The organism is Mangrovicoccus ximenensis, from assembly GCF_003056725.1.
GTDB classification, from domain to species: domain Bacteria; phylum Pseudomonadota; class Alphaproteobacteria; order Rhodobacterales; family Rhodobacteraceae; genus Mangrovicoccus; species Mangrovicoccus ximenensis.
The window spans coordinates 472,747-497,571 of record NZ_QBKZ01000016.1 but is presented as its reverse complement, the minus strand read 5'-3'; the positions used below and the strand labels follow the sequence as shown (position 1 = coordinate 497,571).

The following is a 24,825-nucleotide window of genomic DNA, read 5'->3' as shown; positions in this document are numbered from 1 at the left end:
CCATTCGGCGTGTTACCGCGCGATATAGCGGTCCCTGCGGTGGTTGAAGGCGATCAGGATGTTCAGGATCGCCGCTCCGATGAGCGAATAGTAGACCACCGTGAAGGGAAAGAGAAGCGCCGCGATCAGGAACAGCACGGCATCGACGATCAGCTGGACATAGCCTGCGCGGAAGCCGAAATTGTCCTGGATGTAGAGGGCGACGATGCCGAGCCCGCCGAGCGATCCGCCATGGCGGAAAATAGCCAGGAGGCCGATGCCGGTGACGGTGCCGAAGAAGGCGACCCCGAGATAGGGGTTCAGCCGCTCGATCTGGAAGCCGAGCGGCATGTAGTCGGTGCAGACCGCCAGCGCGGTGACGCAGCCCAATGATTTCAGGATGAATTCCCAGCCCATCCGCTTCACCGCCAGCCAGTAGAAGGGCAGGTTGATGACGAAGAACACTTTCCCGAAGGAATAGCCGGTCAGGTAGGAGATGATCACCGCCGCGCCCGCGGTCTGGCCGGTCATGAAGCCCAGATGGGTCAGCAGGACGAGGCCGAGCGAGCACATCACGATGCCGGTGGACAGCCCCTGCACGTCGTCGAGCACGCTGTGCTCGGTTGCGTCCGTCGCGGGAATGGGCATCGGTGCGGGCATGGCGGGCTCCGTCAGGAAGGGCAGGGATTCTGACCCAACTCAAACCCGTTTGCCGGGCCGAGCGCAAGGTGCGGGGGCTCCGGGACGCAACGTCAGCCGCGTTTTGGATGGGAAACCATGCGGCCTGCCTATCCGGCGAGCGGCTTGGCAAGAGAGCGGCGGAGCTGTCCGGCCGCATGGTGCGATTCTGCCGTCCTCCCGGGGGTGCGGGTATGCAGGCCCCGCCATCCGGATCGGACCCGGCCATGGCGGAGGCGCGGCCGGGGCATGCGGGAGCTTCGGGCGAGCGGGCGGAAAATCCGTCGTGACCGGGAGGCTGCCGTCCGGCCAGAAGCTGTGCCGGGATGACAGCCTCCGGCGTGCAGGGCGCGCGCATGGCTAGGTTTCAAGGCACCCTTGGGACGCCTTCCGGCAGGCTTGCAGCAGGGCGCCCATGACGGACGGCAGCGTGGGGCGGGTGCAACCTGTCGCCGCCCTTTTTTGGCTGTCCGCAGCGGTGGCGGACCCGGTCGCCGGGGAAAGCGGACCGCCGGAGCGGTCCGCGGAGGATCGGCTCAGCCGACGAGCGCCTTGTTGAGGTTCTCGTCGATCTTCTCGAGGAAGCCCATCGTGGTCAGCCAGCCCTGGTCCGGGCCGACGAGCAGCGCCAGGTCCTTGGTCATGAAGCCCGATTCCACGGTCTCGACGATGGTCTTCTCCAGCGTGGTGGCGAAGGCCATGAGCGCGGTGTTCTGGTCGAGCTTGGCGCGGTGCTTCAGCCCGCCGGTCCAGGCGAAGATCGAGGCGATCGAGTTCGTCGAGGTCGACTTGCCTTCCTGGTGCTGGCGGTAGTGGCGGGTGACGGTGCCGTGCGCCGCCTCGGCCTCGACGATCTTGCCGTCCGGCGTCATCAGCTGCGAGGTCATCAGGCCGAGCGAGCCGAATCCCTGCGCCACGGTGTCGGACTGCACGTCGCCATCGTAGTTCTTGCAGGCCCAGACGAACTTGCCCGACCACTTCATGCAGCAGGCGACCATGTCGTCGATCAGCCGGTGCTCGTACCAGATGCCCTTGGCCTTGAACTTCTCTTCGAACTCTTCCTCGTAGACCTTCTGGAACAGGTCCTTGAAGCGGCCGTCATAGGCCTTGAGGATGGTGTTCTTGGTCGACAGGTAGACCGGCCAGCCGAGGTTCAGCCCGTAATTCATCGAGGCGCGGGCGAAGTCGATGATCGAGCTGTCGAGGTTGTACTGCGCCTGCGCGACGCCTGCGGAGGGGGACTGGTAGACTTCGCGCTCGATGACCTGCCCGTCATCGCCCTCGAATTTCAGGATCAGCTTGCCCGGGCCCGGCATCAGGAAATCGGTGGCGCGGTACTGGTCGCCGAAGGCATGGCGGCCGATCACGATCGGATGGGTCCAGCCCGGGACGAGGCGCGGCACGTTGCGGCAGATGATCGGCTGGCGGAAGACCACGCCGCCGAGGATGTTGCGGATCGTGCCGTTGGGGCTGCGCCACATCTTCTTCAGGCCGAATTCCTCGACCCGCTGCTCGTCGGGGGTGATCGTCGCGCATTTCACCGCGACGCCGATTTCCTTGGTCTTCTCGGCCGCGTCGATGGTGATCTGGTCGGAGGTCGCGTCGCGCTCCTGGATCGAGAGGTCGTAATAGAGGAGATCGAGGTCAAGATAGGGAAGGATCAGCTTCTGCTTGATGAAATCCCAGATGATCCGGGTCATCTCGTCGCCGTCCATTTCGACGATCGGGTTGTCTACCTTGATCTTGGTCATCGGTGGTCCTCTGAGTCGGGAGCGTTGTGTAGATCTGGTGCCGCATTACAGCATTTCTCCGCCGGGGGCCAGCATTGCATACGTTCGTATACAAGCCAAAACCGCGTGAGGGCGGGGCAGTTCGGCGTTGAGTGTCGCGACGGCAGCGGCCATGCTCCACTGGGACGGCGAGAGGGTAAATTTGGCATGAAGCGCATTGCAATTTTCTGCGACGGCACCTGGAACCGCAGCGATCGGGCCGTGCTGGCGGAGGAGGGACGGCCGATCACCAACATCCTTCGGCTGTCGGAGGCGGCGGTCGACGGCATGGCGCCGGACGGAATTGCGCAGAAGGTCTTCTATATCGACGGGGTCGGCACGCCGGGCGATGTCGGCCGCATCCGCCACACGATCGACAAGGTCGGCGGCGGCGTGTTTGGCTGGGGGCTCGACGACAAGATCCTCAAGGCCTACCGCTTCCTGATCCGCACCTACGAACCGGGCGACGAAATCTTCGTCTTCGGCTTCTCGCGCGGCGCTTACACGGCGCGCTCGCTGGTCGGGCTGCTGCGCAATTGCAGCCTGCCGCTCTCGGACGAGCCGGCGCTGCTCGGCCATCTGATGGGCGTCTATCGCAGCCGCCGTCCGGGCGATGCCCCTTGGGAAGCGCGGGCGCGGTCGCTGCGTGCTTGGGTCAATCCCGGCCTTGCCACCGAACCGGAAGAGGCGGAGAGCCGTCCCGGTGCCTGCGAGCTGCTGCGCATCCGCTACATGGGGATATTCGACACGGTCGGCGCGCTCGGCGTGCCCGAGCTCTGGCCGGGGCTGGCACGGGTCAACAAGCGCTACCGCTTCCACGACCAGAAGCTGTCGTCGATGGTGATGGCGGCGCGCCACGTGATCTCGATCGACGAGCCGCGGGCCACCTACAAGTCGGTGCCCTGGGATGCGGAGAAGCTGGCGGAGTTGAACGCGAAGGCCGAGGGGCAGCCCTATCGCCAGCTCTGGTTTCCGGGCGTGCATGGCACGGTCGGCGGGTCGCTGACCGAGGGCCATCAGGGGCTGGGCATGGAGACGCTGGGCTGGATCGCCGGAGGCGCGGAAGAAGCCGGGCTGGCCTTCGATCCCGAGATGCTGGCGGCATTTGCCGGGGCGGCGGATGCCGAGGGGCCGTTCGGCAATCCCGAGCTGACATACAAGCTGGTCGACCGGCTGACCCTGCGCTTCTTTCCGGGGCCGCGCGGCGCGGTGGCGGCGGCGGGGGACGTGTCGGACACGGCCCGGCGGCGCTGGACGGCCCCTTCGCCGCCGTCGCCGCCGAGTTCCAGCGTCGCGCCCGCCGCAATGCCGCCGTGGCCGCCGCTGCCGCCGATCGACTGGACGAGGATACCCAGCGAATGCGCGCCATTGGTGGTGATCGTGCCGCCATCGCTGGAGAAGATCGCGTGATCCCCGTTGCCGCCGGCGCCGCCATTGCCCGCACCGCCGCCCAGCACGTCGACGAAATCGCCGCCGGTTCCGCCGCCGCCGCCGATCGAGTGCAGCGTCACACCGGCCGCGAAGTCGCCATATGTCTCGATGTCGCCGTTCAGATCGGCCTGGACGGTATCGGCATTGCCGCCGAAGCCGCCGCCGCCAGCCTCGCCCAGCAGCCCGCCCGCATTGGCAGCATCCCCGCCCTGGCCGCCGATGCTCTGCCCGAGCAGTCCATAGGCATTGGTCCCGTCGGTCCTGATGTTGCCTTCGATCGTCAGGTCTACCCAGCCTCCATAGCCGCCGGTTCCGCCCGAGCTGTCGTCATCGCCCGCGCCGCCCTTGCCGCCGCTTGCCAGCGCGACGACGCCCAGGACATTGTCGCCATGGACCGATACGGTCGCGCCGTCCAGGACGTTCACCGCCAGCTTCGTGTCGGTCGGGACGCCGACGCCGCCCTGGCCACCATTGCCGTCCTCGTAGCCCGCGCCGCCATTGCCGCCCTGGTTCAGCGCAACAATGCCGCCCGAAAGCTCGGAGGCCTCGCCGGTGTTGATCACAGTGATGTCCGAATGGGTGGTGACGCTCGCGTGGAAGGCGTCCGCGCCGGTGCCCCCGTCATCGCTGCTGTCCTGAGAAGCCATGCCGTCGGCGCCGCGGCTCAGCGTGTAGATGCCGCGCACGCTGCCCGAGGTGTCTGCATGGATGTAGATCGGAGCATCCGACGTATCGCCATTCACCACGCTGACGAGGTTGGACGCGCCGCCGGCGCCGTTGTCTGCGCCGCCTGTGCCGCCCACGGACCGCGCGGCGATGCCCCAGGCATAATCCAGGTTCCGCAGCGGCGCATTCTGGCTGCCCAAAGTCACGGCGTTCCTGTTGGTCAGGAAGACAGACCAGCCCGGCCCGCCCGCCCCGCCGGCCTGGTCCCCGGTCAGGCCGCCATTCTGCGCGCCGCCCGTTCCGCCGCCGCTATGGGCAAGGATGCCGCTGATGCCGCGCCCTGCCCTGGCCGTCAGCGACAGCACTTCCAAGAGGCCGGCATTCGTGACGTTCACGTTGTTGCCGCTGCCGCCGCCACCGCCGCTGGAGCGGTAGTTGTCGTTCTGCGGATCGCCTGCGCCGCCGATGCTGTATCCCAGGAGCAGGCTGGACAGGAATCCCTGGTCGGCATCCTCGCTCAGGCTGACCGTGCCGCCATTGGTCAGGTTGACTGTCCCTGCGATTCCGCCTTCCGCCTCGTCTTGGCCGCGCCCGCCGATCGATCCGCCCATGACCACCCCGTATCCGACCGGAGCGTTCAGCAGGTAGCCGCTGGCGATATAGCCGGCATCATGGGAGGCCGTGCCGGTGTCGATGACCACGTTGTCCCCCGCCTTGCCATGCTTGCTGCTGCCGGTGCCGCTGTCGCCTTGGCAGGCCTCCCATCGGTAGCCGCTGTTGTCCATCGAGACGCAGCTTGCCACGGCCGGCCCCGACAGCGCGAGCGCGCCCAGGCCAGAGGCCGCGGCGGATGGCAGGATCCGGCCGAAGCTCCGCAGGACGCGGCCCAAACTCCGCCACCAGAGCGGTGCGGGTGTTCCGAGGGCAAGAGCCGAAGCGGCAACGCGCAGCCGGGCGCGCTGAGTCATTGCGGGAAAGGGGCGGGGATGGACGGGGGGCATCGCGGTCTCCTGGCATCGCGGATCCGGCCTCGGCCGGAAAGCGGGGTCTCGGCGCCGCGCGGGGCGCATCGTGGTGCGCCAAAGCCGGCCCGGACTTCAGGTCCCCGGGCCCCTCCGGACGCCGGATAGGGTTAACGCCAGGTGATTTTTTTGGCTAAGCATCAATTCTGTTGAATTCTTGCCGAATCTTGCATCCGCCGGACATCTTCCCGCCGCAGCCAGGGCGTTGGGTTTCATTGGAGTTGCAAGCGGCATCTGTTTTCAGGCTGCGCCTTCTCCCGGCCTCGCCAAGGGTGCAGATCAGCGGCCTTGAGGCCGTCAGTCCTGCTACACGTCGTCGAGTTCTTAGCTTCAATGACATTGATCGGTCGACCTCGCCACACAGTATGTGAATGCCCGAACCGAAATGCCGCAGAGCAGTGTCCCGATCGTTGGTTCACCTGAATTTTTCAAATTCGCAAGCGACTGGACGTGGCATGGTGAGCAGGCGCGTGCTTCCTGGCCCGGAAAAATCGTGGTACCCCTTAGGGGAGCGACAGCCCCCCTGCCCGCTCGCACGGCATGTCGGGAGCATCGTCACGACATGAGGGCGGAGCGCGGTAGCTACGGAAACGGGACGGGAATCGGACACCAGCCGGACACAACAAAAAAAGGCTTGGCGCCATCACAGCACCAAGCCCTTGTTGATTTTGGTTGCGGGAGCAGGATTGACGCGTGGAACGAAATGCCACCCGGGCAAGCCGGAGCGGGTCAAAGTTCCCCACTTTGCGGGTCCGGCGATCAGCCGGTTTCGGTGATCGGCAGCTCCGTTCTTCAGTTTCGGCGGCTGTCGGCGGCGCTTCGGCGATGGTGGCGGGGTGATCGGGGCGTTTGCGCGGACATGCCCGGGAATGCGGTCCGCATGGGCGCGCAGCCGACAGCTGGCGCGCTCGATCCGGACGGGGACCGCGTGGTGCACAAGCCGGTCGGGCAGCGCGCTGGCGACGGCCGGATCGCCGAAGAGGTCGCCCCATTCGGCAAAGCCGCGGTTTGAGGTCAGGAGGGAGCCATGGTTCGAGCCCCATGGCGAACGCTCCCTTTTCGCAGCGGGCGTTGACCAGCTGGAAGATTGGAGGCGGGCCGTGGCCGCGGTGCGGCCGCGGAAGCCCCCGGAACGTACGCCCCGCCGCGGGTGATCGGCAGATAGCCGATCTTGCCGGCGATCAGCAGCGAGGTCCGGGTATGGAACCGGATCTTCTCCGGCAGGCGGTCTGGCCGCTCGGCCCGGGACAGCGCCTCGGTCAGTTCGGCAAGAGTGGCGCGGCAGACCGTGCGCCCGGCCTTTACCGCCGCCACGCCAAGCGCCGTCGCAAGATGGCTCTTGCCGGTCCCGGTGGAACCAACCGCATATTGCCCAATATCAGGGTCGCGACGCGACGATCTCCTATCCGGTCCATCCACGCAGCGGCGATCGCGCGCGGATTGTGCGCGGCCATCGGCTCGGCGGGACCAGGATGCCGGTCGTGCAGCAGCCTGGCGGGACGCTTGCGCAGGTTCCGGCATGGATGTTCGAGCCATCTGCGGCGGCGATGTCCGTCCGCGGGCATCCGCGCCTCGCACCGGCGGCGCTGCGCGAACTCCGCCTCGCTCCCGATGCTGCCCTATCCCCGTCCCCGGAACCGGCTGGAGGAGAGAGGCATGGAACCGCAGGGAGCGCCGCGGCAGGGGAATTTCCCGGGGCTGATCGAACCGGGGGCCGCAATGTCGCCTCCGACAAGGGCAGCACTGATGCCGCTTCTTGCAGCGCTGCGTCTCGAGACACTTGCGGCAGGCGAGCCGGCAGCGGGACCGCGGGAGGACGGCAATGGCGAAGACCGGGCCTGACCATCTCGGCCGCGAGGCCGTCGTCCATGTGCGGCAGTCGACGCAGGACCAGATCCTTCACAACCACGAGAGCCGCCGCCAGTATGCGCTGGCCGACCGGGCACGGCAGCTTGGCTGGGACGCGCCAGTTGTGATCGATGACGACCTCGGGCGTTCGGGCGGCGGCATCGTCGGGCCGGGCTTCGAGCGGCTGCTGCCGGCCATCTGCGAGGGGCGTGTCGGCCTCGTGCTCGCGCGCAACGGGCGCGACTGGCACACCTTGCTGGAGTTCTGCGGTCTGGTGGGGGGCTCCCGGAGGGCGGGGCGGGCTCTGCGATCCGCGCCTCCCGAACGACCGCCTCCTTCTCGGCATGAAAGGGCACCATGAGCGAGATGGAGCTGTCGATCCTGCGCCAGCGCTCGTTCGAGGCACTGCGCCAGTAGGCGCGGAGGGGCGGTCTCTTCCCCGCGGTCGCGGTGGGGTGCGTGAAGGTCCGGCATGGCCGGATTGCCGGGGACCCCGACGAGCGCGTGCGCGGGGCGACCGGGATGGTGTTCCGGAAGTTCGGGGAATTCCGGAGCATCCGCCAGGTCCATCTGTGGCTGCGCCAGGAGCAGATGCCGCCGCCCTGCGTCGAGATGGGCGGGGACGGCCTGCGGATCTTTTGGAAGCTGCCGGTCTACAATTGGGTGCGCGCCTTGCTCACCAATCCGGTCTATGCCGGCGCCTATGCTTTCGGGCGGACGTCCAGCCGCATCGCCGTGGAGAACGGGCGCAAGCGGGTCAGCCGGGGCCACCGCCGCGACCGGGACGACTGGGATGTGCTGATCGTGGATCACCACGAAGGCTAGATTGCCTGGGAGGAGTTCGAAAGGAACCAGCGCCTGATCGCCGGCAACGCCAACGGCCGGGGCCTCATGGTGCGCGGGGCCGTCCGCCGCGGCGGCGCGCTTCTGGCCGGGCTGCTGGGCTGTGGCCATTGCGGGCGGTGCCTGCATGTTTCCTACAGCGGCACCGACGGCACCTGCGTCCGCCACAGCTGCCGCGGCGCCCATGTCAACCACGGCACGCGGGCGTGCATCGCCTTCGGCGGCCTCCGCGTCGATGCCGCTGTGTCGGAGGAGGTCCCGGCCCAAATCTCTCCACTGGGCGTGGAAGCCGCGATTGCGGCGGTCGCGAACAGGGGCGAGGAGGCGGCGGCAGGCGGAGCTTGCCCTTCCCCAGGCGCGCTACGAAGCAGATCTGGCGCGCCGCCAGTGCGACGCGGTAGATCCGGCGAAGCGCCTTGTGGCCGCAGAGCTGGAACGGCGCTGGAATGATCGCCTGGTGGACGGGCAGCGCCAGGAGGAGCGTGTCGCAGCGGCAGCGGATGATCGTCCCGACGCCCTGGAAACCGCAGAGAAGGACCGGCTCTTGGCCCTCGGGGCCGACCTCGAGACGGCCTGGTCGCACCCCGGCGCCGCGGCCGAGACCAGGAAGCGCATCCTGCGCACCGTGCTCGAGGAAATTGTCGTGCCCCTGGCCGAGACGCGGATCGAGAGGCTGCTCCAATGGCGCGGCGGCGACCACACCCGTCTGGCCGTGCCGCGCAACCGGAGGGGGCAGCATCGATGGAGCACCGGCGCAGATCTGCATGACCTGATCCGCAGCCTGGCCCGGCAGCAGTCATATGGCGGGGTCGCCGCCACGCTGAACCGCCCCGGACGGAAGACCGGCCGCGGCACTCCATGGACGCAAGCCCGGGTGCGCAGCTTCCGCAGCAAGCACGAGGTGCCGGTGCATCGCCCGGCGGAAATGGCCGAACGCGGCGGGCTGACCTTGGAAGAGGCCTCCAAGCGGCTCGGCGTCGGCAAGATGACGGTGCTGCGCCTGATCAGTGCGGGCACGATCACCGCGAGCCAGGTCTGCAAGGGGGCGCCGTGGGCCATTCCGGAAGCGCAGCTCTCGGCGATCAGGACCGCGGAACTACAGTCAGGACGTCCGCGAACATCCGATCTGAATCCGAAAACCATGTACTTTCAATAACATATACAGGTGTGCATCATGACGTTGACTCAGGCGGGCCAAGGAAATGGACCACCTTCGAACGGCGGACGAAGTCGAGCTGGGCAAGCGCGTCCGGCATGGGCTTCGGACCATGGCGGCCTCATTCCGAACTCCGCTCCCGCTCCAGCGACGGCTGGAGTTCGAGCGCAGAGCGATCTGTCCGGGGGACAGATCGCCGCGAAAACGAAGTCGGTGCTTTCCAGCGTCTGGATGCGTTGCCCTCTCGGTGAATGCATGCATTCGCCGAGAGGGGGCATCAGCTTGGCGGTGCGCAGGGCGGCCTCGATGCGGCGGCCCTCGCGCGTTGCACGCGCCATCGTCCCCGGACCGATGGCGGACAATGGCTCGTTCCTCGCCCAGCAGCGCGTCGATCGCCTCGGCAGCGGCGATCTCGCCGCGCTCGAGCCGGGCCAGGATGTGTTCCAGCGCTTCGAGGGCACGGGGCATCCGGAGCCCGATCAGCGCGCCGCGGATGCGGTCGAGCTGTCCGCTCATGGCGCTCGACCCTTGGCGATGTGTCGGCGCCGTCTCGGCCGCCGAAACAGCCGCCCGTCGCCGCGCCCTGCCCCTCGGGCGGTCCGCTTCGGCCTCCTCGGGTCGCAGCCTACCTTTCGTCGGGCTGACCCCTTTCCGGCGCATCCCGACAGCACGCTCCGGCCGAGCCGCGGCCCGGAACCGTGGGCGGCACCGGAGCTGTCTGCATGACCTCCGCCTTTCGCTCGAGGCGGAGGGGGGCTTGTTGGTGCCAAGATACGGGCCTGTTCACGCCTCACCGCCCCGACCGGCCCGCGGCCGCAAGCCCATCCGGCAGGGCGGCTCCGCGGTCAGAGATCCTCGCGCCGGACCGCCTCGCCATGGGTTTCGGCCGGGCTCATCCGCTCGAACCGGCCCGCGCCGAGATAGACCCAGTTCATGCCGGCCGAGGTGGCCAGGTAGCGGTCCGGATGCGCCGTGCCGATTTCCGCCTGCGGATGGGATCGCAGCACGACCGCCTTCATCAGGATCCAATAGAAGGCCAGCCCGGCCGGCAGGCCGATCAGGATGGCGTGCTCGGGATGCCAGGCGGCAAGCCCGCCCGCGGCGATCCAGGCGATCAGGCCGGCCGGATTGAAGCCGCGCGCGTAGCGGTACTGGCCATCGGTCCGGTAGAGATCCGGCACGTTCAGGCGGCGGCCGCGGAGCAGGTAGTAATCCGCCACCATGATTCCGCCGATCGCCGACAGGATCGCGCCGCAATAGCCGAGGAAAACGAACAGGTTGTCGAGGATCAGCCAGGGCATGCAGAGCGTGCCCGCGATCCCGGCCAGCACCACCGCGACCGGATAGCTGATGACGCGCGGCGCCAGGTTCACGAAGGTCAGCGCCGAGGGGATCAGGTTGGCCGAGTTGTTGGTCGACCACTGCGCCAGGACGACGAGCGCCAGCAGGATGACCAGCGACAGGCCCTGCCCCTCGCCCTGGATGACCTCCACCGGGTTCCAGTTGCCGGTGGCGATGAAGGACACCGCGCCGAGCCCTGCAACCGCGGCCTGGGTCAGCGGCAACGCAACCAGCTGTGCCAGGAAGATGCTGCGGTTGCGGCGGAAGAAGCTGCGCGCGCCGGGCTCGGTCCGCACGAAGCGGGTCAGGTTCGGAATGTCGATGGCCAGCGTCGACCAGAACCCCAGATTTGCGATGAACAGCACCAGGACCGACATCTCGCCGGTTCCGCTGAAGTTCCAGATATTGACGCCCTTGGTTTCGGCCACGCCTTCGAGCGCGAAATACATCCAGACGGAAATGGCGATGATCGCCGGGGCCGCCAGCGCGGCCAGACGCTCGACTGATTTGATGCCCATCGCGGTATTGGCGACCTGCAGCACGGCGAAGACGGCATACCAGAGCGGCCAGCCGTCGAAGCCGAAGAAGTAGCTGCCGATGCCGTTGAGCGCCAGCGCGCCCAGATAGGTCTGGATGCCGAACCACATCGCCGCCACCAGCCCGCGCGACACCGAGGGCAGATGGGTCCCGCGGGTGCCAAAGGGCGCGCGCAGGTAGACCGCGAAGGACAGCCCGTGCTCGGTGCCGATATCGGCGGTCAGCACCATGAAGGCGCCGACCGCCAGGTTCGCGGCCGCGATCGCGAGGATCACGGTGCCGAGCGGCAGGCCGCCGTCGACGCCCGCGGCGCCCAGAGAATAGGTGGCGATGATGACGGCGATGCCCACCCAGATCCAGGCATAGCCGAGAAGGCCGATCGGCCTCTGGCCGAGCAGCGTCGGCAGGATGGATTCCTCGATCAGCGAGCTGCGTTCGCGTTCCGCGCGCCTGATCTGTTCCGTTGCATCCATGATGTTGTCCCCATTTCCAGCTGTGCCCGGCACCGCCCGGCCGGATTGGTCCGGACCGGCCGCCCCCCTGCGTGGATGGCAGGCGGGGCCGGAACCCGCTCCGGGCACGCGGCGGCGCCGCAACCACCAACCGCGCGGGCGCCCGCCACGGGCCGCGGGCGCTGCGCGACGCCTCGACCATGATCCGCGCCCAGCACGGCGTCACCGGGCTGCGCCCCTTCGAAACGGTGAATGTCGCCGATCTGGGCGACGTGCCGCCGAACCCGACGAACCTGCAGGACAGCATGGACCGGATCACCGGCTTCTACGGCAAGGTCCTCGCAGAGGGCATCCGGCCGCTGACCGCCGGCGGCGACCATCTCAGCTCGCTGCCGATCCTGCGCGCGGTGGCCAAGGACGGCCCGCTCGGCTTCCTCCAGTTCGACAGCCATACCGACTTGAACGACGCCTATTTCGGCGGCGAGAAATACACCCATGGCACGCCGTTCCGCCGCGCCGTCGAGGAAGGCCTGATCGACCCGAAGCGCATGGTCCAGATCGGCATCCGCGGCACCGCCGGGGATTTCGAGGACCGCGACTTCGCCGAGGCCGCCGGCATCCGCATCATCACCATCGAGGAATTCTTCGCCCGCGGCATCGCCGACGTGATGGCCGAGGCGCGCGAGATCCTCGGGCAGCAGCCCGCCTATCTCAGCTATGACATCGATTTCGTCGACCCCGCCTTCGCGCCCGGAACCGGCACGCCCGAGGTCGGCGGTCCGACCAGCTTCCAGGCGCTGCAGGTGGTGCGGGAACTGGCGGGAGTGCGGCTCGCTGGGGCGGATCTGGTCGAGGTCTCGCCGCCCTTCGACGCGGGCAGCGCCACCGCCTGGCTCGGCGCCTCGCTGCTCTACGAGATCCTCTGCGTGATGGCCGCGGGCTGAGCCCCGCGCAGGCGCGGCGCCCGGCAGGGGCGCCGCATCCGGATCACTCGGGCTGGGCCGCGGGGTCCAGCGTGTAGTCCGACAGCTTCTTGTAGCTCTCGGCCGCCATGAAGCCTCGGAAATCGAAGCGCTCGTGGTTCGGCTCGATGCCGAGGACCTCGGAGAACTCGGCGAGGAACTCCGCCTTGTGGCGCTCGGCCTTCTCGTAGGAGATCAGGATCGAGGGGCAGTTCCGGAGCGCGATCAGGTTCAGGTTCTTCTGCTGGCGCAGCAGGCATTGCTGCACGGCCTGGATCTGGCCGATCGGATGCCAGCGGTTCCAGCCCCGCCCGTTCGAGACCGGATCGCGGAACACGCAGACCAGGTGCGGATTGCGGATCTTGTCCCAGACATGGTCGAGATAGTCGGCGGCATGCGGGAATTTCCAGCCCCAGACCTGGTGGTTCTGGTTGTTGGCGTCGATCGAGTCGCGCATGTCCTGGACCGAGGGACCGTTGAACTGGAAGCTCTCCTGGTTGTCCTCGTTGATGTTCTCGCCCATGAACACGCCGAGCGCGCGCATGACTCCGCCGATCATCGTGGTGCCCCCGCGCATGTCGCCGAAGACGATGTAGGTCCGCGGTCCCTCGGTGCGGGGGGTGCCTTTGACAATCAATGCCGAGGTTCTGCTCATGCTGCTTCATTCCTCTTGCCGCCCTGCATCGCCGTGAGGGCCGTCGCGATATGTTGGTCCATGCTCGGGAGCTCCGGCGGATTGCGCCAGAATTCCGTCAGCAGGTGCGGGGTTTCAACGATCCGTCCGAGCCTTTCAGCGAAATCTGCCTGGCTGCCCGAACGGAACACGAATTCCGGATGGCCACCGTAGAACATGCCGAGACCGACTGTCGAGGACAGCAGCGACGGCGTCCCGAGACACAGCAGCTCGTAGGCGACCTGGTTGTAGGTCTCGCGCCAGATCGAGGGCACGATGTTCAGGTCGATATCCCCGGCGATCTTCGCCAGGTCCTTGCGTTCGTAGCCCTGCACGACGCGGACATCGGCAAAGCGCTCGGTCAGCGGCGCCAGCTTCAGCATGTCATGCTCGCCGAGCCGGGCATAGATCACCAGCTCGGCCTTTTCCTTCAGTACCGGCAGGTCGGCCTTCATCAGCGCCTCGGTGATGAAGGGCAGGCCCTTCGAGGGAATGCCGTAGCCGATGAACGAGAGCCGCAGCCGGTCGCGCGCGGGTTTCGCCGCGGCGCGCTTGCTCATCTGCGCGGGCGTGGCGTGCAGGTCCATCCCGAGGGGCGTGACATGCACCTTGTGCGGCAGCATCCCCAGCCCGGTGATTGTGTCGGCCACCAGCTGCGACACGCACATGTGGCTGTCGAAGCGGTTCAGCAGCGCCAGGTTCAGCTCGCGCCAGGCGCGGTACTCCCCGGCCTTGCGCGCCACCGGCTCCAGCGAGCGGCCCGCGGGCCCCGGCCCCTTGCCAGCGCATAGCGCAGGATCGGCGCCCCGGCGCTGTAGGCCGCGATGCGGACCTCGCCGAAGGGCTGTCCGGCGTCATTGCCCGCGGCGAAGGCCGCGCCGATCTGGCGCGACAGGACGGCCGCGACCTCCTGCGGCGCGGCGGTGCTGAGGAAGCCCATCTCCAGGTCGGGCACGATGGCCTTCGATCCCGCGGCAAGGCTTTCGACATGCGCCCGGAACGCCTCGGGGATCTGGCCGTTGCCGAGCCGCAGCCATTTCAGCGGCCCGGCATTGTCGAAGCTGCCGCGGACGATCACCCAGAGAATTGCCGGTTGCGCCACCTGCCCTCTCCCCTCTTGACCATTGGGAAATCATCGGCGCGCCGCCGCGCCCGCAGAAGCCGGCACGGCGACGCAGGCGGGGCGCTCAGCGCCTCAGCAGCAAGGCGATGCCGCCCGCGGCAGCGGCGAGCGCCACGACGGCCAGCCCGCCGCCATGCGGGTTCATGTGCAGCGCATCGCCGGTATGGGCGAAGGCAGGGGAGGCCGCCAGCAGGGCGGCGAGGGAGGCAAGGCATTTCATCGGGACAGCTCCGTCATGCGGGATTTGAGGACGTCGCGGAGATCGGTGACGACCTTCTCGTCCATGGACACGTAGATGAGCGCCATGTTGGTGCGCTCGGTGATCATCTGCCCCGGAAAGGGCAGATAGCTGAGTTCGCGCGAGCCGAAGGAGGGCGAGGCGGTGCCGACCTGCCATTCGGTCTTCAGCTCGACATCGACGAGCTTCAGCGCGGCCGGCCCGCCGATGCCCGGCTTCTCGAACGGCACGCCCGCGAGCCGCAGATAGGCCTGCTTGTCCGCCGCCTGCACGAAGCCGTCGATGAACTGCGCGGCCAGCACCTGAAGGTCGGCCGCCTGGTCCCCATCATGCATGTGGCTGTGCAGGTGGTCGGCATCGGCATGGTTGTGGCCCGGGCCGTGGCTGTGCCCGTGATCATGGGGGTGATGATGCCCGTGCGGGTGGTCATGCGGCATGGCGGTCTCCTTTCGGCGGCGTCACGGCTTGTTCGACCAGCGGTTGCCGGTGAATTCGCCGTGCGGAATGCTGACCGGCTTGTCGATATGGCGCTTGTGCTTGCCGAGCGTGCCGTTCGAGACCATCGCCCCCAGCACGTCGACGATCACGCGGGTGCCCATCAGCGCGGTGATGTCGGACGTGTCATAGGGCGGCGAGACCTCGACCAGTTCCATCCCGCAGAGCCCTTCGGCGGCGACCTTGGAGGCCAGCGCCAGCGCCTCGCGCGGCAGGAAGCCGCCCGGTTCCGGCCAGCCGGTGCCGGGGACGAAGCCGCAATCGATGCTGTCGATGTCGAAGGACATGTAGACCATGTCGGCGTCCTTCCAGGCCATCTCCAGCGCCATCTCGGCGGTCCTGTCGATGCCCATCTTCTCCATGTCGGACATGGTGATGATGTTGGTCTGGCGCTCTCGGGCGACCTTCACCGCCTCGCGCGGCACCTGCCAGCCGCCGATGCCGACCTGCACCAGGTTGACCGCCGGCACGTTCGGCAGGTTCGTGGAATGGAACCAGGGCGTGGTGTGCATCCGCTCGTCCAGGTCCTTTTCCTGGATGTCGGCATGGCGGTCGAAATGGACGATGCCGATCCGCTTCGAGGTGCATTCGGCGATGCCGCGCACGCAGGGGAAGCCGATCGAATGGTCGCCGCCGATCATGATCGGGAAGCTGCCCGAGCTGAACACGTGGCTGACCGCGCGGGAGATCTGGTCGAAGCTCTTCTCGATATTCGCCGGGATGGTGAAGACGTCGCCCGCGTCGCAGAGCGTCATCTGCTCGCGCAGATCCACCCCGATTTCGTAGTTGTAGGGCGTGTAGAGCGCCGAGATCTTGCGCACGCCCTGCGGTCCGAAGCGGGTGCCGGGCCGGTAGGTCGTGCCGCCGTCGAAGGGGATGCCCAGCACGGTGGCATCGTAATGCTGGACCTCGGTGACGTCCTCGGCATAGGGCGCCTTGAGGAAGGTGTTGATGCCCGCGAAATGCGGCAGCTCGCCCCGTGCGAAGGTCGGGATCGACTTGTCCTCGATGCTGTCGGCGCCGGTCAGGCCCATGCGCAGCGCCCAGCGGCGCTCCTCGTCCCAGCGGCCCTCGGGCAGCTCGGCCTCCTTCTGCATCGCCTGCCAGCCCAGCAGCTTGCTCAGGTCCGGATGATGGGCGCGCCGGCCGCGCGCCAAGCGGCGACCGGGCACCACCGGCAGGATGCCGGGAAAGGCCTCCTGATGGCGGAGCGCGGCCAACGGAACTGGCACGGCACAGCTCCGGACAGCAGAGGAACAGGCGGTTCCCCGCAGGGCAGCGGGTCGGCGAACGCGGTCCGGACGTCACGGACACGGACCCCGCCCTCCGGGCGGCCCCGGCGCCGGAGGTGCGCTGCTGCTGCGCGCTTGCATGTTGTCCGGCCACCTGCCTGATCCGGATGGCAAGGCGCCGAGGGCATGCTCGGGACCATTCCCGCTGCATCGGCGACTGGCAAAGGGCGACGCCATGCGGTCCTTTCCCGGTCCGGGAGGCCCGAGTCCCTGCGGAACTGCGGAAAGAGGCGAGGACGGCAGCGGCACAGCGGTCGCCCCAATGAGAGGGTGGCCGGGGCAAAGGCATGGCGGCGCCTGCCCGAGGCATTCGGGCAGAACCGAAGCCGCCAGGAAGACCGGCAGGCTGTCAGCGCATTCCCCGGCAAAGGCTCCCCGGAACCGCATCCGGAGCGGTGGCTCCTGAAATCCGGACAGCCTGGCCAGGTCGTTTTGCCGCGCAGCCCGGCATGATGCTGCGCGCGGGAAGACTCTCCATTCAGGACGGCTGCACCGGATACACGGCCCGGCGACCAAGGCAAAGGCAGCTTCGATCGACGGCGACAGCGAGGGGGACCGTGGCCCCAGCGGGGGCGCGCAAGAGTCCGAACACGCGCCGCGCTGGCGCAGGATTTCGGCCCGCATTCGAACCGGATCACCCAGTCGCGGGATCGGGCCCCGCACGGAGCAGCCGGCCTGTTCGGCGAGGCACCAGATGGGAAGGCCGGACCGGCGGCGGACGTGAGGACGCTGGAGTGCGGTTCCGTGGCCGACGCGCCCCGCAAGACAGGACTGCGGCAGAGCGCAGGAAGATGATCGGCCGGACCCCGGCGCTGAGCCGCGGCCGACAAAAGTGCCCGAGATCGGCCGCGGCCGCCCCTGCTGCGCGTCACGACCGACCACAGATGCCGGACTGCCGCTGATGCAACGGATCGGCCGTTGCCGGATGGAGCTCCCGGTCGCGGGCCGCCGAATGCGCGATTGCCGGTCCCGGAAGGGGGGACGTGACGGGGCACCGGCATGCCGCCTTCCTCGGGAAACGCATGGACCTTGAGGCGCTCCAACGACAGCCCGGCGCTTCAAGGCCGATGCCGGGCAGCAAGATATGTCCGCACTTGCGGCCGCCCCCGCCGATCACGCGTCCCACCCACGTCTGGACGATGGATATCAGGGACGCACCGATGGCGCGGTGCTTCGCGTGCCTCGCGGCGGCGACCGGCTGGGCCGCACGCCGTATCTTGGCGCGGCGGGATCCACAGCGCCGGACGCGGGCTCCGGCCGCGAAGCGCTCGGGGAGGCCTTGGCGAAACACGGCCAGCCGGAGGTCCCCGGCAGCGGCCGGGGCAGCCAATCACCTCCATCGACGCCGTCGAGGCCTTGGCCGCCCGCGAGATCAAAATCAGCATGGATGGAACGGGTGCGCAGCGCGGCTGCGCCTTCGCCGAAAGGCTGTGGCGGAACATCATATGCGGGGAGGTCTGCCTGCGCTTCCCAAGCCCGATCCGGCAGGGCCGGATGCATCGCCTTCCACAACAGGGGGCGTCCCGATTCACCGCATAGCGGCAGAACGCCGGATGAAGCCTGCTTCACTCCGCCGCCGCCTGGCACGGCGGCGGCGCAACCGACGCGGAAACCACTCTGTAAAAGCCCTGACTCCGTCCCGGCAAACCAAGCCCCTCTCTGCTCCGCCCCGGCGCCGGAATGGCCGGTCCACGCGCGCCGCCGCCACTGCGTATTGGCCTGCGCTCCCTGCGGGCGGCCAGCGCGCGCCGCGCCTTGGCGGCCATTCCCGTCTGCCGCAACGGTCCGGCCCCGAAAGAGGCCTGCCCTGCAGCATCCGCTCAGGCCGTGCCCTTGCGGTGAGTGCGGGACAGCGCTCCGGATGATCCGGCGGGCCGCATGAGCAGCGGAACCCCGCCCAGCGTATCCTGTTCCTGCCCCCGGACCTCCGGACGCCAGGGCCGCACCGGTCGCGGCCGTGTCTGCACGCGGAATGGAGGCGGCAGCTTGACCTCCCCTGGAGGAGTACGCCCGCCACGCGGGCTGATTTGGCATCCCGTCCGCGAGATGGCTTCGTCCGGGCCGGGGCAGGACGCGATGGACCTGCCCCGCCGCGCGAAAGACGCGATCCGGCGGCGTGCAGGACGCCCGGCCGCGGATCGCGACCGGACGGACCGGAAGCCGGTGCCAATGCCGGCTGGCCCGAGGCCGCCGCCTCGCGCGCGCTCGGCATCGCGCTGTCGGGGCCGCGCAGCTATGACGGCCAGATGCGCGACTATCCCTATGTGAACCCCGAGGGGCGGCGCGGGATCGGCGCGGACGAGATCGACGCCTCGGTCGGGCTTCTCTGGCGGGTCTGGGCTGCGCTGCTCGGCCTGGCCTTGCTCATCGCGGCGCTCGCCCCAGCTATGCGGTGACGCCCCCGGCCCGGCCGTGGTAGACGGGGGCAGGTCCGGACCAAGGAGCCCCAGATGCGCAACGCCCTTCTTCCTCTCTGCCTCGCGCTTGCCGCCGGAACCGCCCAGGCCCAATGCGGCGGCAGCTTTTCCTCCTTCCTCGGCGGCATCAAGCAGGAGGCCGTGAAGCGCGGCCATTCCGCGGCCAATGTCGACCGCTTCCTCGCCAATGCGCGGCAGGACCAGCGCGTGCTCAAGGCCGACCGGTCGCAGGGCATCTTCCGGATGAATTTCACCGATTTCGCCCGCCGCGTGATCAGCGCCAACCGCATCCAGAACGGCCAGCGCAACGCGCAGCGCCATGCCTCGACCTTCGCCGCGATCGAACGGCAATACGGGGTGTCGCGCGGCGTCCTGCTGGCCTTCTGGGCGCTGGAGACCGATTACGGCCAGGTCCAGGGCGATTTCAACACGCTCAATGCGCTCCTGACGCTGTCGCATGACTGCCGCCGCCCCGAGCTGTTCCGCCCGCAGGTCTTCGCCGCCCTGACCCTGTTCGAGCGCGGCGATTTCGACCCCGTGCGCAGCACCGGCGCCTGGGCCGGGGAAATCGGCCAGGTGCAGATGCTGCCGATGGACATCCTCGAAAACGGCGTCGACGGCGACGGCAACGGCCATGTCGACCTGAAGGGATCTTCGGTCGACGCGCTCTATTCCGGCGCGAAGATGCTGCGGTCGATCGGCTGGCGGCCGAACGAGCCCTGGCTGCAGGAAGTCACCGTGCCCTCCGGCCTCGATTGGCGCCGCTCGGGCCTCGACCACAGCTATTCCACCCGCGAGTGGGCGGCGATGGGCGTGCGGCCGCGCCAGGGCAGCCTCCCCGCCCTGCCCGCCTCGCTCCTGCTGCCCGAGGGCCGCAACGGGCCGGCCTTCCTCGCCTATCCGAATTTCAACGTGCTCTTCGAGTGGAACAAGAGCTTCGTCTACGTCACCACCGCCGCCTATTTCGCGACCCGGCTGGAGGGCGCGCAGGTCTTCGCGGCAGGCAATCCGGCGCCGGGGCTGTCGGCTGCCGAAATGCAGGCGCTCCAGCGGAAACTTGTGGCACGCGGCCATGACGTCGGCGGCATCGACGGCATCCTCGGCAAGAAGACCCGCGAAGCGGTGCAGAAGGAACAGGTCCGGCTGGGCTTCCCGGCCGATGCCTGGCCGACGCGCGAGCTGCTGAACCGGCTCTGAGCCAAGCGGCGCCCCTTCCGGAGCCTTCCTGCAGCACGCCCCCGAGGTTCCGCGGCGCGCCCTCCGCCTGCCGATCCGCCGGATTGCCTCTGGCCGGCCGCTCTGAGACGGATGGCGAAGACAGCCAGTTTTTTGCATCCGGCGGGCGGCGGGCGATTGCCGGACTGAGAATGCAGACATTTGGTGCCGCGGCGAGCCGCCTGCCTTCGATGACCTTCCGCTACGCCACCCATCGAGGCCGCCCCCCGTGGCACCGCACCGGCAACTCCGAACGGATATCCCGGGATTATTGCGCAAGCCATGGCCAATCCAGCCGGCACATCGACGGCATCGACCGAGGTCAGCCCGCACGCGACCCGGATTGCCCGGCAGCCCCGGCAACTTCGACGTTCGGAATGGCCATGCGGCCTCTCCTGCCGATCGCCATCGTTGCGCCATCGGGCCGGGCCGCGATGGGCGGCGGTCCACTCCCGGCAGGCCTTGCTGCACAAAGATGCTCCAGGATTCACTTTGTGAATCCAGCTATGCCGGCAACCCGGCCCCCACGGTCGCGCGCCAGTGGCTGCGGGACGGCGCGCCGATCAGCGGCGCCACCGGGGCGAGCTATGCCGTGCCGGAATCGGCCGTCGGCAGCTCCATCAGCTGCCGGGAGACCGCGACCAACAGCCAGGGCAGCATCCAGTCCGTCTCCAACGCGATCGGGCCGATCGTGTCGCAATACACCCCGCCGGTCGCCTCGGTGCAGATCTCGGCCGCGACGGCAACGGTCGGGGCGACCCTCACGCTGACCGTGTCGGCGACGGGCGACGTGGACACGCTGGTGCCCACGACCACGCTCGGCGGCAATCCTCTGACGCTGGTCTGGTCGGGCACCGCCGCCAGCGCCACGCGCACCGCCACCTATGTCACCGATACGCCCGGCACGCTGTCCCTGTCGGTCACCGCCACCGGGCCGCTCGGTTCCGACACCGCCGCCGCCAGCGCCGTGATCGAGGCAGCCCCGGTCTACACGACTACCGTTGCCCCGATCTCGACGCAGTCCGTGGCTTTCTTCGACAGCGGCGCGGCCTTCGACCGCAACAGCGCCGACATCCCGGTCAGCGGCACGACCACCGCCCCCGACGGGACCGCGCTCGAAGGCCGGATGGTCCGGTACGACAACGGCGCGGAGCTGGTCTCCTGGGCGCCGCTGGTGGACGCAGCAGGCGATGCGATTTCCGCAGCCTCGGGCGCTTATTCCGGTTTCGTGCCGTGGGTGCCGCGCTCGCAGCACCGCATGCGCGTGCAGGTTCGCCCCGTTGGTTCCAATTCGGGACAGGCGGCCACTCCGGTCGTGGTCGGGCATATCCTTGTTCTGCTGGGGCAGTCCGAGGAAGCCTACATGTTTTCGCCGTGGCTCGACACTGCGGATCTCCAGGCGGCCCGGCAGACCGTATCCGACGAGGAGGCGCTTCGGGTCATTTCCTACCGGAACGGGGGGGACTATCCCGGCACGGACTACGCCACGAACGGCATCCTGCCGGTGACCAACTCGGCAATGCTGACGTCGTCGCTCGGGGCCATGTCGAACTTCCTGGCCCAGAACGCGCCGGGCGAGCGGTTCCTGATGATCGAGGCTGCCGTGTCCGGCACGACCTACTGGAACCTCGCCAGCGATGATCCGGCGGTATCCGACAACGAACAGTCGGACCGGACTTGGGATGGCTCCTTCGCAGGCGGCGTGCGGATGCTCAGGGATTACGGGGCAGAGCCGGGCGTGCTGATGTCCACCTGGACCGCGGCACCCGCCACCACCAGTGACGGCTACCGGCGGCGGCTCTATCCGCTCTATACCGGTCGCTATGCCCCGGAACAGGGCGGCGCCGATTACGTTCTGGGCACCGATCCGCTGAACAACCGCCCTTACGACTACCTGTTCTACGACCTGACCGGACAGGGCCGGGGCGAGCTGGACCCCTCCAAGACCAAGGCGTATTTCTACGGACCGCACCGGTTCGAGCACACCGAGCTGTCTGCCGCCAAGGAAGACACGCGAGAGTCAACCCGCCGGTTTGCTCAGGACGCCCTGGCTCTGTTCTGCGTCGGCAAGGATTTCAACACGCTTTACGGGGCGGTCACGGAAAGGGCCTATGGTCCGGCATCGAGCACGACCAAGACCGTGGGCGTGGACGCCCTGCCTTCCGGCGTCACCTGGGACGCGGGCAACAAGATCCTGACCATCGACACGGGCACCTTCTTCGGGACGCTGGGCAATCCGGCAATCTTCGAGGGCTGGCGGGTGCCGGGCAAGGTGATCGTGACCGGCGCCGGCAGCTACGTCACGCTGCGCCAGAACGACATCGGCGGCGATTACGACATCCTGCCCGTCACGCCGGGCGCTGGCGGCTGGCTCGACATCGAGTCCACCGGCACCGACCTCGCTGTCCGCAACAACACGATCCGGGGGCCGGGCGGCTATGTGCGCCAGTCGCTCACCGGAGACGCGTGGCATGACAAGTGGGTGGGTCCGGGCAACGGCATCCGGGTCACCAGCTATGTCACCCGGCTGGTCATGGAGGGCAACAACATCTACGGCGCCGGTCTCGATCAGGCCGTGATCCGCATGAAAGAGGGCATCTCGTTCCGCTATAACCGGCTGGCGCAGGAGAACCCGCGTTTCGCGGCGACCTTGCCGCTCGCTCCTTATGACGCAGGCACGACCTACGCTGCGGGCGACATGGTGCTCTGGGGCTCCAACGTGGCGATCAGCAAGATCGGCAGCAATACAGGCAACCAGCCTCCGGCCTACAGCTCGACCCAGGATGTCGAAGACGCCAACTGGATCGCCTGCACCTACCTGCATTCCGACATGCTCACGGTCGGCGGGCAGGACGGCTCGGTGGTCGTGGAGGAGAACCTGTTCGAGTTCCGCCGGGCCGGTCTCCAGCACCTGTCGGCAATTGCCCGCAACTGGCTCCTGGTCTGGTCGGCGCAGCAGTCGGGCAACATGGTCAACCCCGGGACGATGACGTTCCGCCGGAACGTGTCGCTCTGCGACCGCAAGGTTGTGCAGTTCCCGATCTACGCCCCGTCGAATGATGCGGCGAGCCGGGCCTTCGTCTACGGCAACATCGTCAATGCACAGCAGGACGGTGACCTGTTCCACCCGGTGACGGGTTATGAGGAGCTGGTCTGCGGCAACAACGTCGATGCCAGCTCGGGCAGGCTGCTGAACGTGCCTGCCTACGCCACGGCATATTCCGGCGGCGACGATTGCGATCCGGTCGGGGACATCCCGCACATGGCCGGTTTCGTCGGACCGGAGATCATGTCCTATGAGAGCGGCTTCCAAGCGGTCGGTGCAGCAAGCTACACGGCAGAGCGGTCGTCGGCGGATTCCTGGATCGACATCCCGCACCCGTCCCGCTACTCGCCTGACGGTTCTCCCCGGCGGGCGCAGTACACGGCCCTGGCGATGCTGCATTCGCTCGGTGTCGGGCCGGACATTGCGCAGGCGCAGGACAGCCCGCGGTTCAACCGCAGCTACTGGGAGCCCTCGGGCGCCTATGCGGAGTTCTGGTTCGAGGCTGCCACGAACACCGTGCCGCCGATCACCACGACGCGGATTGCCCGGTCGATTTCCGCCATGCCGAGCACGCTGGCAGGGACTGCCGCCGCCAGCCAGACGGCTATCGGCGGGACTGATCTGCCGCACAGGACGGATGTCGCCGGTTTCGAGATCGACGGGGAAGCCGCCGAAAACGTGACCATCGTCGGCGGGCGTGTCCGGGTTCTGCCGAACTCCGGCAGCTTCGATGGAAATACCCGCATCGACTTCGGGCGGGGCGGTGGCGTGGGTATCCATACCGTAGATGGTCTGGCCGATGCCGACGTGATCGAGGCGGACCTGTTCGACCGCATCTGGCTCAACTACCCGATTGTCACGGGACTGGTGAGCGGCGTGGAGGGCGTGCCTCTCCGCCCGATGCCGGATCAGGCAGAGGTGGGCTCCACGCTCCCCGCAGAAGCGCGGTTCAGCGTTGCTGGGACCACGGCGATCTTCGATGATGCGAACTGGGGAGCATCCACGCCCCTGACGGTCAAGTTCCGCTTGGTTGCAAACCCGGCGAGCGGCGCAGAGGAGGGCCTTCTGCGGATGCCTGTGGGCAGCGGGGAGATCAAGCTCTCGCTGCTCAACAACACTCAGCTGCGCTATTCCTTCGTTCCGGGCGGAGTATCTTCCACAGATGTCGCTTCGCCGCTGCCATACGCAGGCGTGATGCGTGAATTCGTCATCACGGCTGATCCAGCCACGGGAGCATTCGGTCTCTACGTCGATGGGGTCGAAGTGCGGGCGCAGGCTTCCGGCACCGCAGGGGCATTCTCGGGCAACTACGGGATCCGTCTTCTCGGCCTGTCCAACGGGGGCAGCATGGCCACGGCTGACGTGGAGAGCATCACGATCTGGGATGTCTACACGTCCGACGGCTCGGACCCGGCTGGCACTCCGTACAAGGACATCCGCGGCATCGAAGCGGACGCCATCGCGGCAGCCAAGGCGAGCCCGAACCCCTTCACCTGGTACGTCGGCGGCGTGGCCCAGTAACGACGGGCCAGTGTGCGATTGGCAGGCACAATCTGCGCGCTTCAGAAAGCTGGTCGCGGGTATTTGGGGCAGACAAAAGAAAGCCCCGCAAGCTTGCTTGCGGGGCTCCGAAGGTCGTTGC

The 24,825-nt window shown here is 68.1% G+C and carries 19 protein-coding genes; 8 read left to right on the top strand and 11 right to left on the bottom strand.

What is annotated here, in order from left to right; genetic code table 11:
* Positions 1 to 12: 12 nt before the first annotated feature.
* On the bottom strand, positions 13 to 639 hold the full coding sequence (locus tag C7T91_RS22700) for a YitT family protein (protein WP_108261397.1): 627 nt from the start codon (positions 637 to 639) through the stop codon (positions 13 to 15).
* Positions 640 to 1,193: 554 nt separating this feature from the next.
* Positions 1,194 to 2,408, bottom strand: coding sequence for an NADP-dependent isocitrate dehydrogenase (locus C7T91_RS22695; protein ID WP_108261395.1), 1,215 nt, complete (start codon positions 2,406 to 2,408; stop codon positions 1,194 to 1,196).
* A gap of 186 nt (positions 2,409 to 2,594) precedes the next feature.
* Here C7T91_RS22695 and C7T91_RS22690 point away from each other — a divergent pair, with 186 nt between their 5' ends.
* Positions 2,595 to 3,836 (top strand): DUF2235 domain-containing protein, encoded by a 1,242-nt coding sequence (locus tag C7T91_RS22690; RefSeq protein WP_108261393.1) that lies wholly within the window; start codon positions 2,595 to 2,597, stop codon positions 3,834 to 3,836.
* A 2,352-nt stretch (positions 3,837 to 6,188) separates the two neighbouring features.
* Here the strand turns inward: C7T91_RS22690 and C7T91_RS38625 are convergent.
* Both C7T91_RS38625 and C7T91_RS33825 read right to left on the bottom strand, forming a co-directional pair.
* Complete coding sequence (locus C7T91_RS38625) at positions 6,189 to 6,563, bottom strand: ATP-binding protein (RefSeq protein ID WP_108261391.1); 375 nt, start codon at positions 6,561 to 6,563, stop codon at positions 6,189 to 6,191.
* Complete coding sequence (locus C7T91_RS33825) at positions 6,560 to 7,066, bottom strand: ATP-binding protein (RefSeq protein WP_330848873.1); 507 nt, start codon at positions 7,064 to 7,066, stop codon at positions 6,560 to 6,562. The genes C7T91_RS38625 and C7T91_RS33825 overlap by 4 nt, the downstream gene beginning before the upstream one ends.
* A gap of 301 nt (positions 7,067 to 7,367) precedes the next feature.
* Here C7T91_RS33825 and C7T91_RS33820 point away from each other — a divergent pair, with 301 nt between their 5' ends.
* From C7T91_RS33820 to C7T91_RS22670, 3 genes are all read left to right on the top strand, one after another.
* Positions 7,368 to 7,754 (top strand): serine integrase family protein, encoded by a 387-nt coding sequence (locus tag C7T91_RS33820; RefSeq protein WP_201742208.1) that lies wholly within the window; start codon positions 7,368 to 7,370, stop codon positions 7,752 to 7,754.
* Between the two features lie 98 nt (positions 7,755 to 7,852).
* Positions 7,853 to 8,218 (top strand): recombinase family protein, encoded by a 366-nt coding sequence (locus C7T91_RS33815; RefSeq protein ID WP_201742207.1) that lies wholly within the window; start codon positions 7,853 to 7,855, stop codon positions 8,216 to 8,218.
* A 313-nt stretch (positions 8,219 to 8,531) separates the two neighbouring features.
* Entirely contained in the window at positions 8,532 to 9,392 is an 861-nt protein-coding gene (locus tag C7T91_RS22670) for an excisionase family DNA-binding protein (RefSeq protein ID WP_236638419.1), read from the top strand.
* Positions 9,393 to 10,237: 845 nt separating this feature from the next.
* Here the strand turns inward: C7T91_RS22670 and C7T91_RS22660 are convergent.
* A complete protein-coding gene (locus C7T91_RS22660) occupies positions 10,238 to 11,743 on the bottom strand; it encodes an NCS1 family transporter (RefSeq protein WP_108261387.1) in 1,506 nt (501 codons plus the stop codon).
* A 71-nt stretch (positions 11,744 to 11,814) separates the two neighbouring features.
* Here C7T91_RS22660 and speB point away from each other — a divergent pair, with 71 nt between their 5' ends.
* Complete coding sequence (gene speB / locus C7T91_RS22655; protein ID WP_236638418.1) at positions 11,815 to 12,666, top strand: agmatinase; 852 nt, start codon at positions 11,815 to 11,817, stop codon at positions 12,664 to 12,666.
* A 43-nt stretch (positions 12,667 to 12,709) separates the two neighbouring features.
* Here speB and C7T91_RS22650 read toward each other — a convergent pair whose 3' ends face one another.
* From C7T91_RS22650 to C7T91_RS22630, 6 genes are all read right to left on the bottom strand, one after another.
* On the bottom strand, positions 12,710 to 13,339 hold the full coding sequence (locus C7T91_RS22650; RefSeq protein ID WP_108261383.1) for a hypothetical protein: 630 nt from the start codon (positions 13,337 to 13,339) through the stop codon (positions 12,710 to 12,712).
* A complete protein-coding gene (locus C7T91_RS22645; RefSeq protein WP_108261381.1) occupies positions 13,336 to 14,100 on the bottom strand; it encodes a glycosyltransferase family protein in 765 nt (254 codons plus the stop codon). Before C7T91_RS22645 ends, C7T91_RS22650 begins: the two co-directional genes overlap by 4 nt.
* Complete coding sequence (locus tag C7T91_RS22640) at positions 14,058 to 14,459, bottom strand: hypothetical protein (RefSeq protein ID WP_108261379.1); 402 nt, start codon at positions 14,457 to 14,459, stop codon at positions 14,058 to 14,060. The genes C7T91_RS22645 and C7T91_RS22640 overlap by 43 nt, the downstream gene beginning before the upstream one ends.
* Before the next feature lie 85 nt (positions 14,460 to 14,544).
* Positions 14,545 to 14,700 carry a hypothetical protein gene (locus C7T91_RS33805; protein ID WP_201742206.1) on the bottom strand — a complete coding sequence of 52 codons (156 nt, stop codon included), beginning with the start codon at positions 14,698 to 14,700 and terminating at the stop codon, positions 14,545 to 14,547.
* Positions 14,697 to 15,155, bottom strand: a complete 459-nt coding sequence (locus C7T91_RS22635) for a hypothetical protein (RefSeq protein ID WP_108261377.1) — start codon at positions 15,153 to 15,155, stop codon at positions 14,697 to 14,699. The genes C7T91_RS33805 and C7T91_RS22635 overlap by 4 nt, the downstream gene beginning before the upstream one ends.
* A gap of 21 nt (positions 15,156 to 15,176) precedes the next feature.
* Positions 15,177 to 16,445, bottom strand: coding sequence for an agmatinase family protein (locus C7T91_RS22630; protein ID WP_236638417.1), 1,269 nt, complete (start codon positions 16,443 to 16,445; stop codon positions 15,177 to 15,179).
* Between the two features lie 2,087 nt (positions 16,446 to 18,532).
* Between C7T91_RS22630 and C7T91_RS38620 the strand changes: the two genes are divergently transcribed.
* From C7T91_RS38620 to C7T91_RS22615, 3 genes are all read left to right on the top strand, one after another.
* Positions 18,533 to 18,901, top strand: a complete 369-nt coding sequence (locus tag C7T91_RS38620; protein ID WP_201742205.1) for a hypothetical protein — start codon at positions 18,533 to 18,535, stop codon at positions 18,899 to 18,901.
* 54 nt (positions 18,902 to 18,955) lie between these two features.
* A complete protein-coding gene (locus C7T91_RS22620; RefSeq protein WP_108261375.1) occupies positions 18,956 to 20,119 on the top strand; it encodes a lytic murein transglycosylase in 1,164 nt (387 codons plus the stop codon).
* A 493-nt stretch (positions 20,120 to 20,612) separates the two neighbouring features.
* Positions 20,613 to 24,704: a hypothetical protein gene (locus tag C7T91_RS22615; RefSeq protein WP_108261373.1), complete on the top strand. Its 4,092-nt coding sequence runs from the start codon at positions 20,613 to 20,615 to the stop codon at positions 24,702 to 24,704.
* The last annotated feature ends 121 nt before the right edge of the window (positions 24,705 to 24,825 follow it).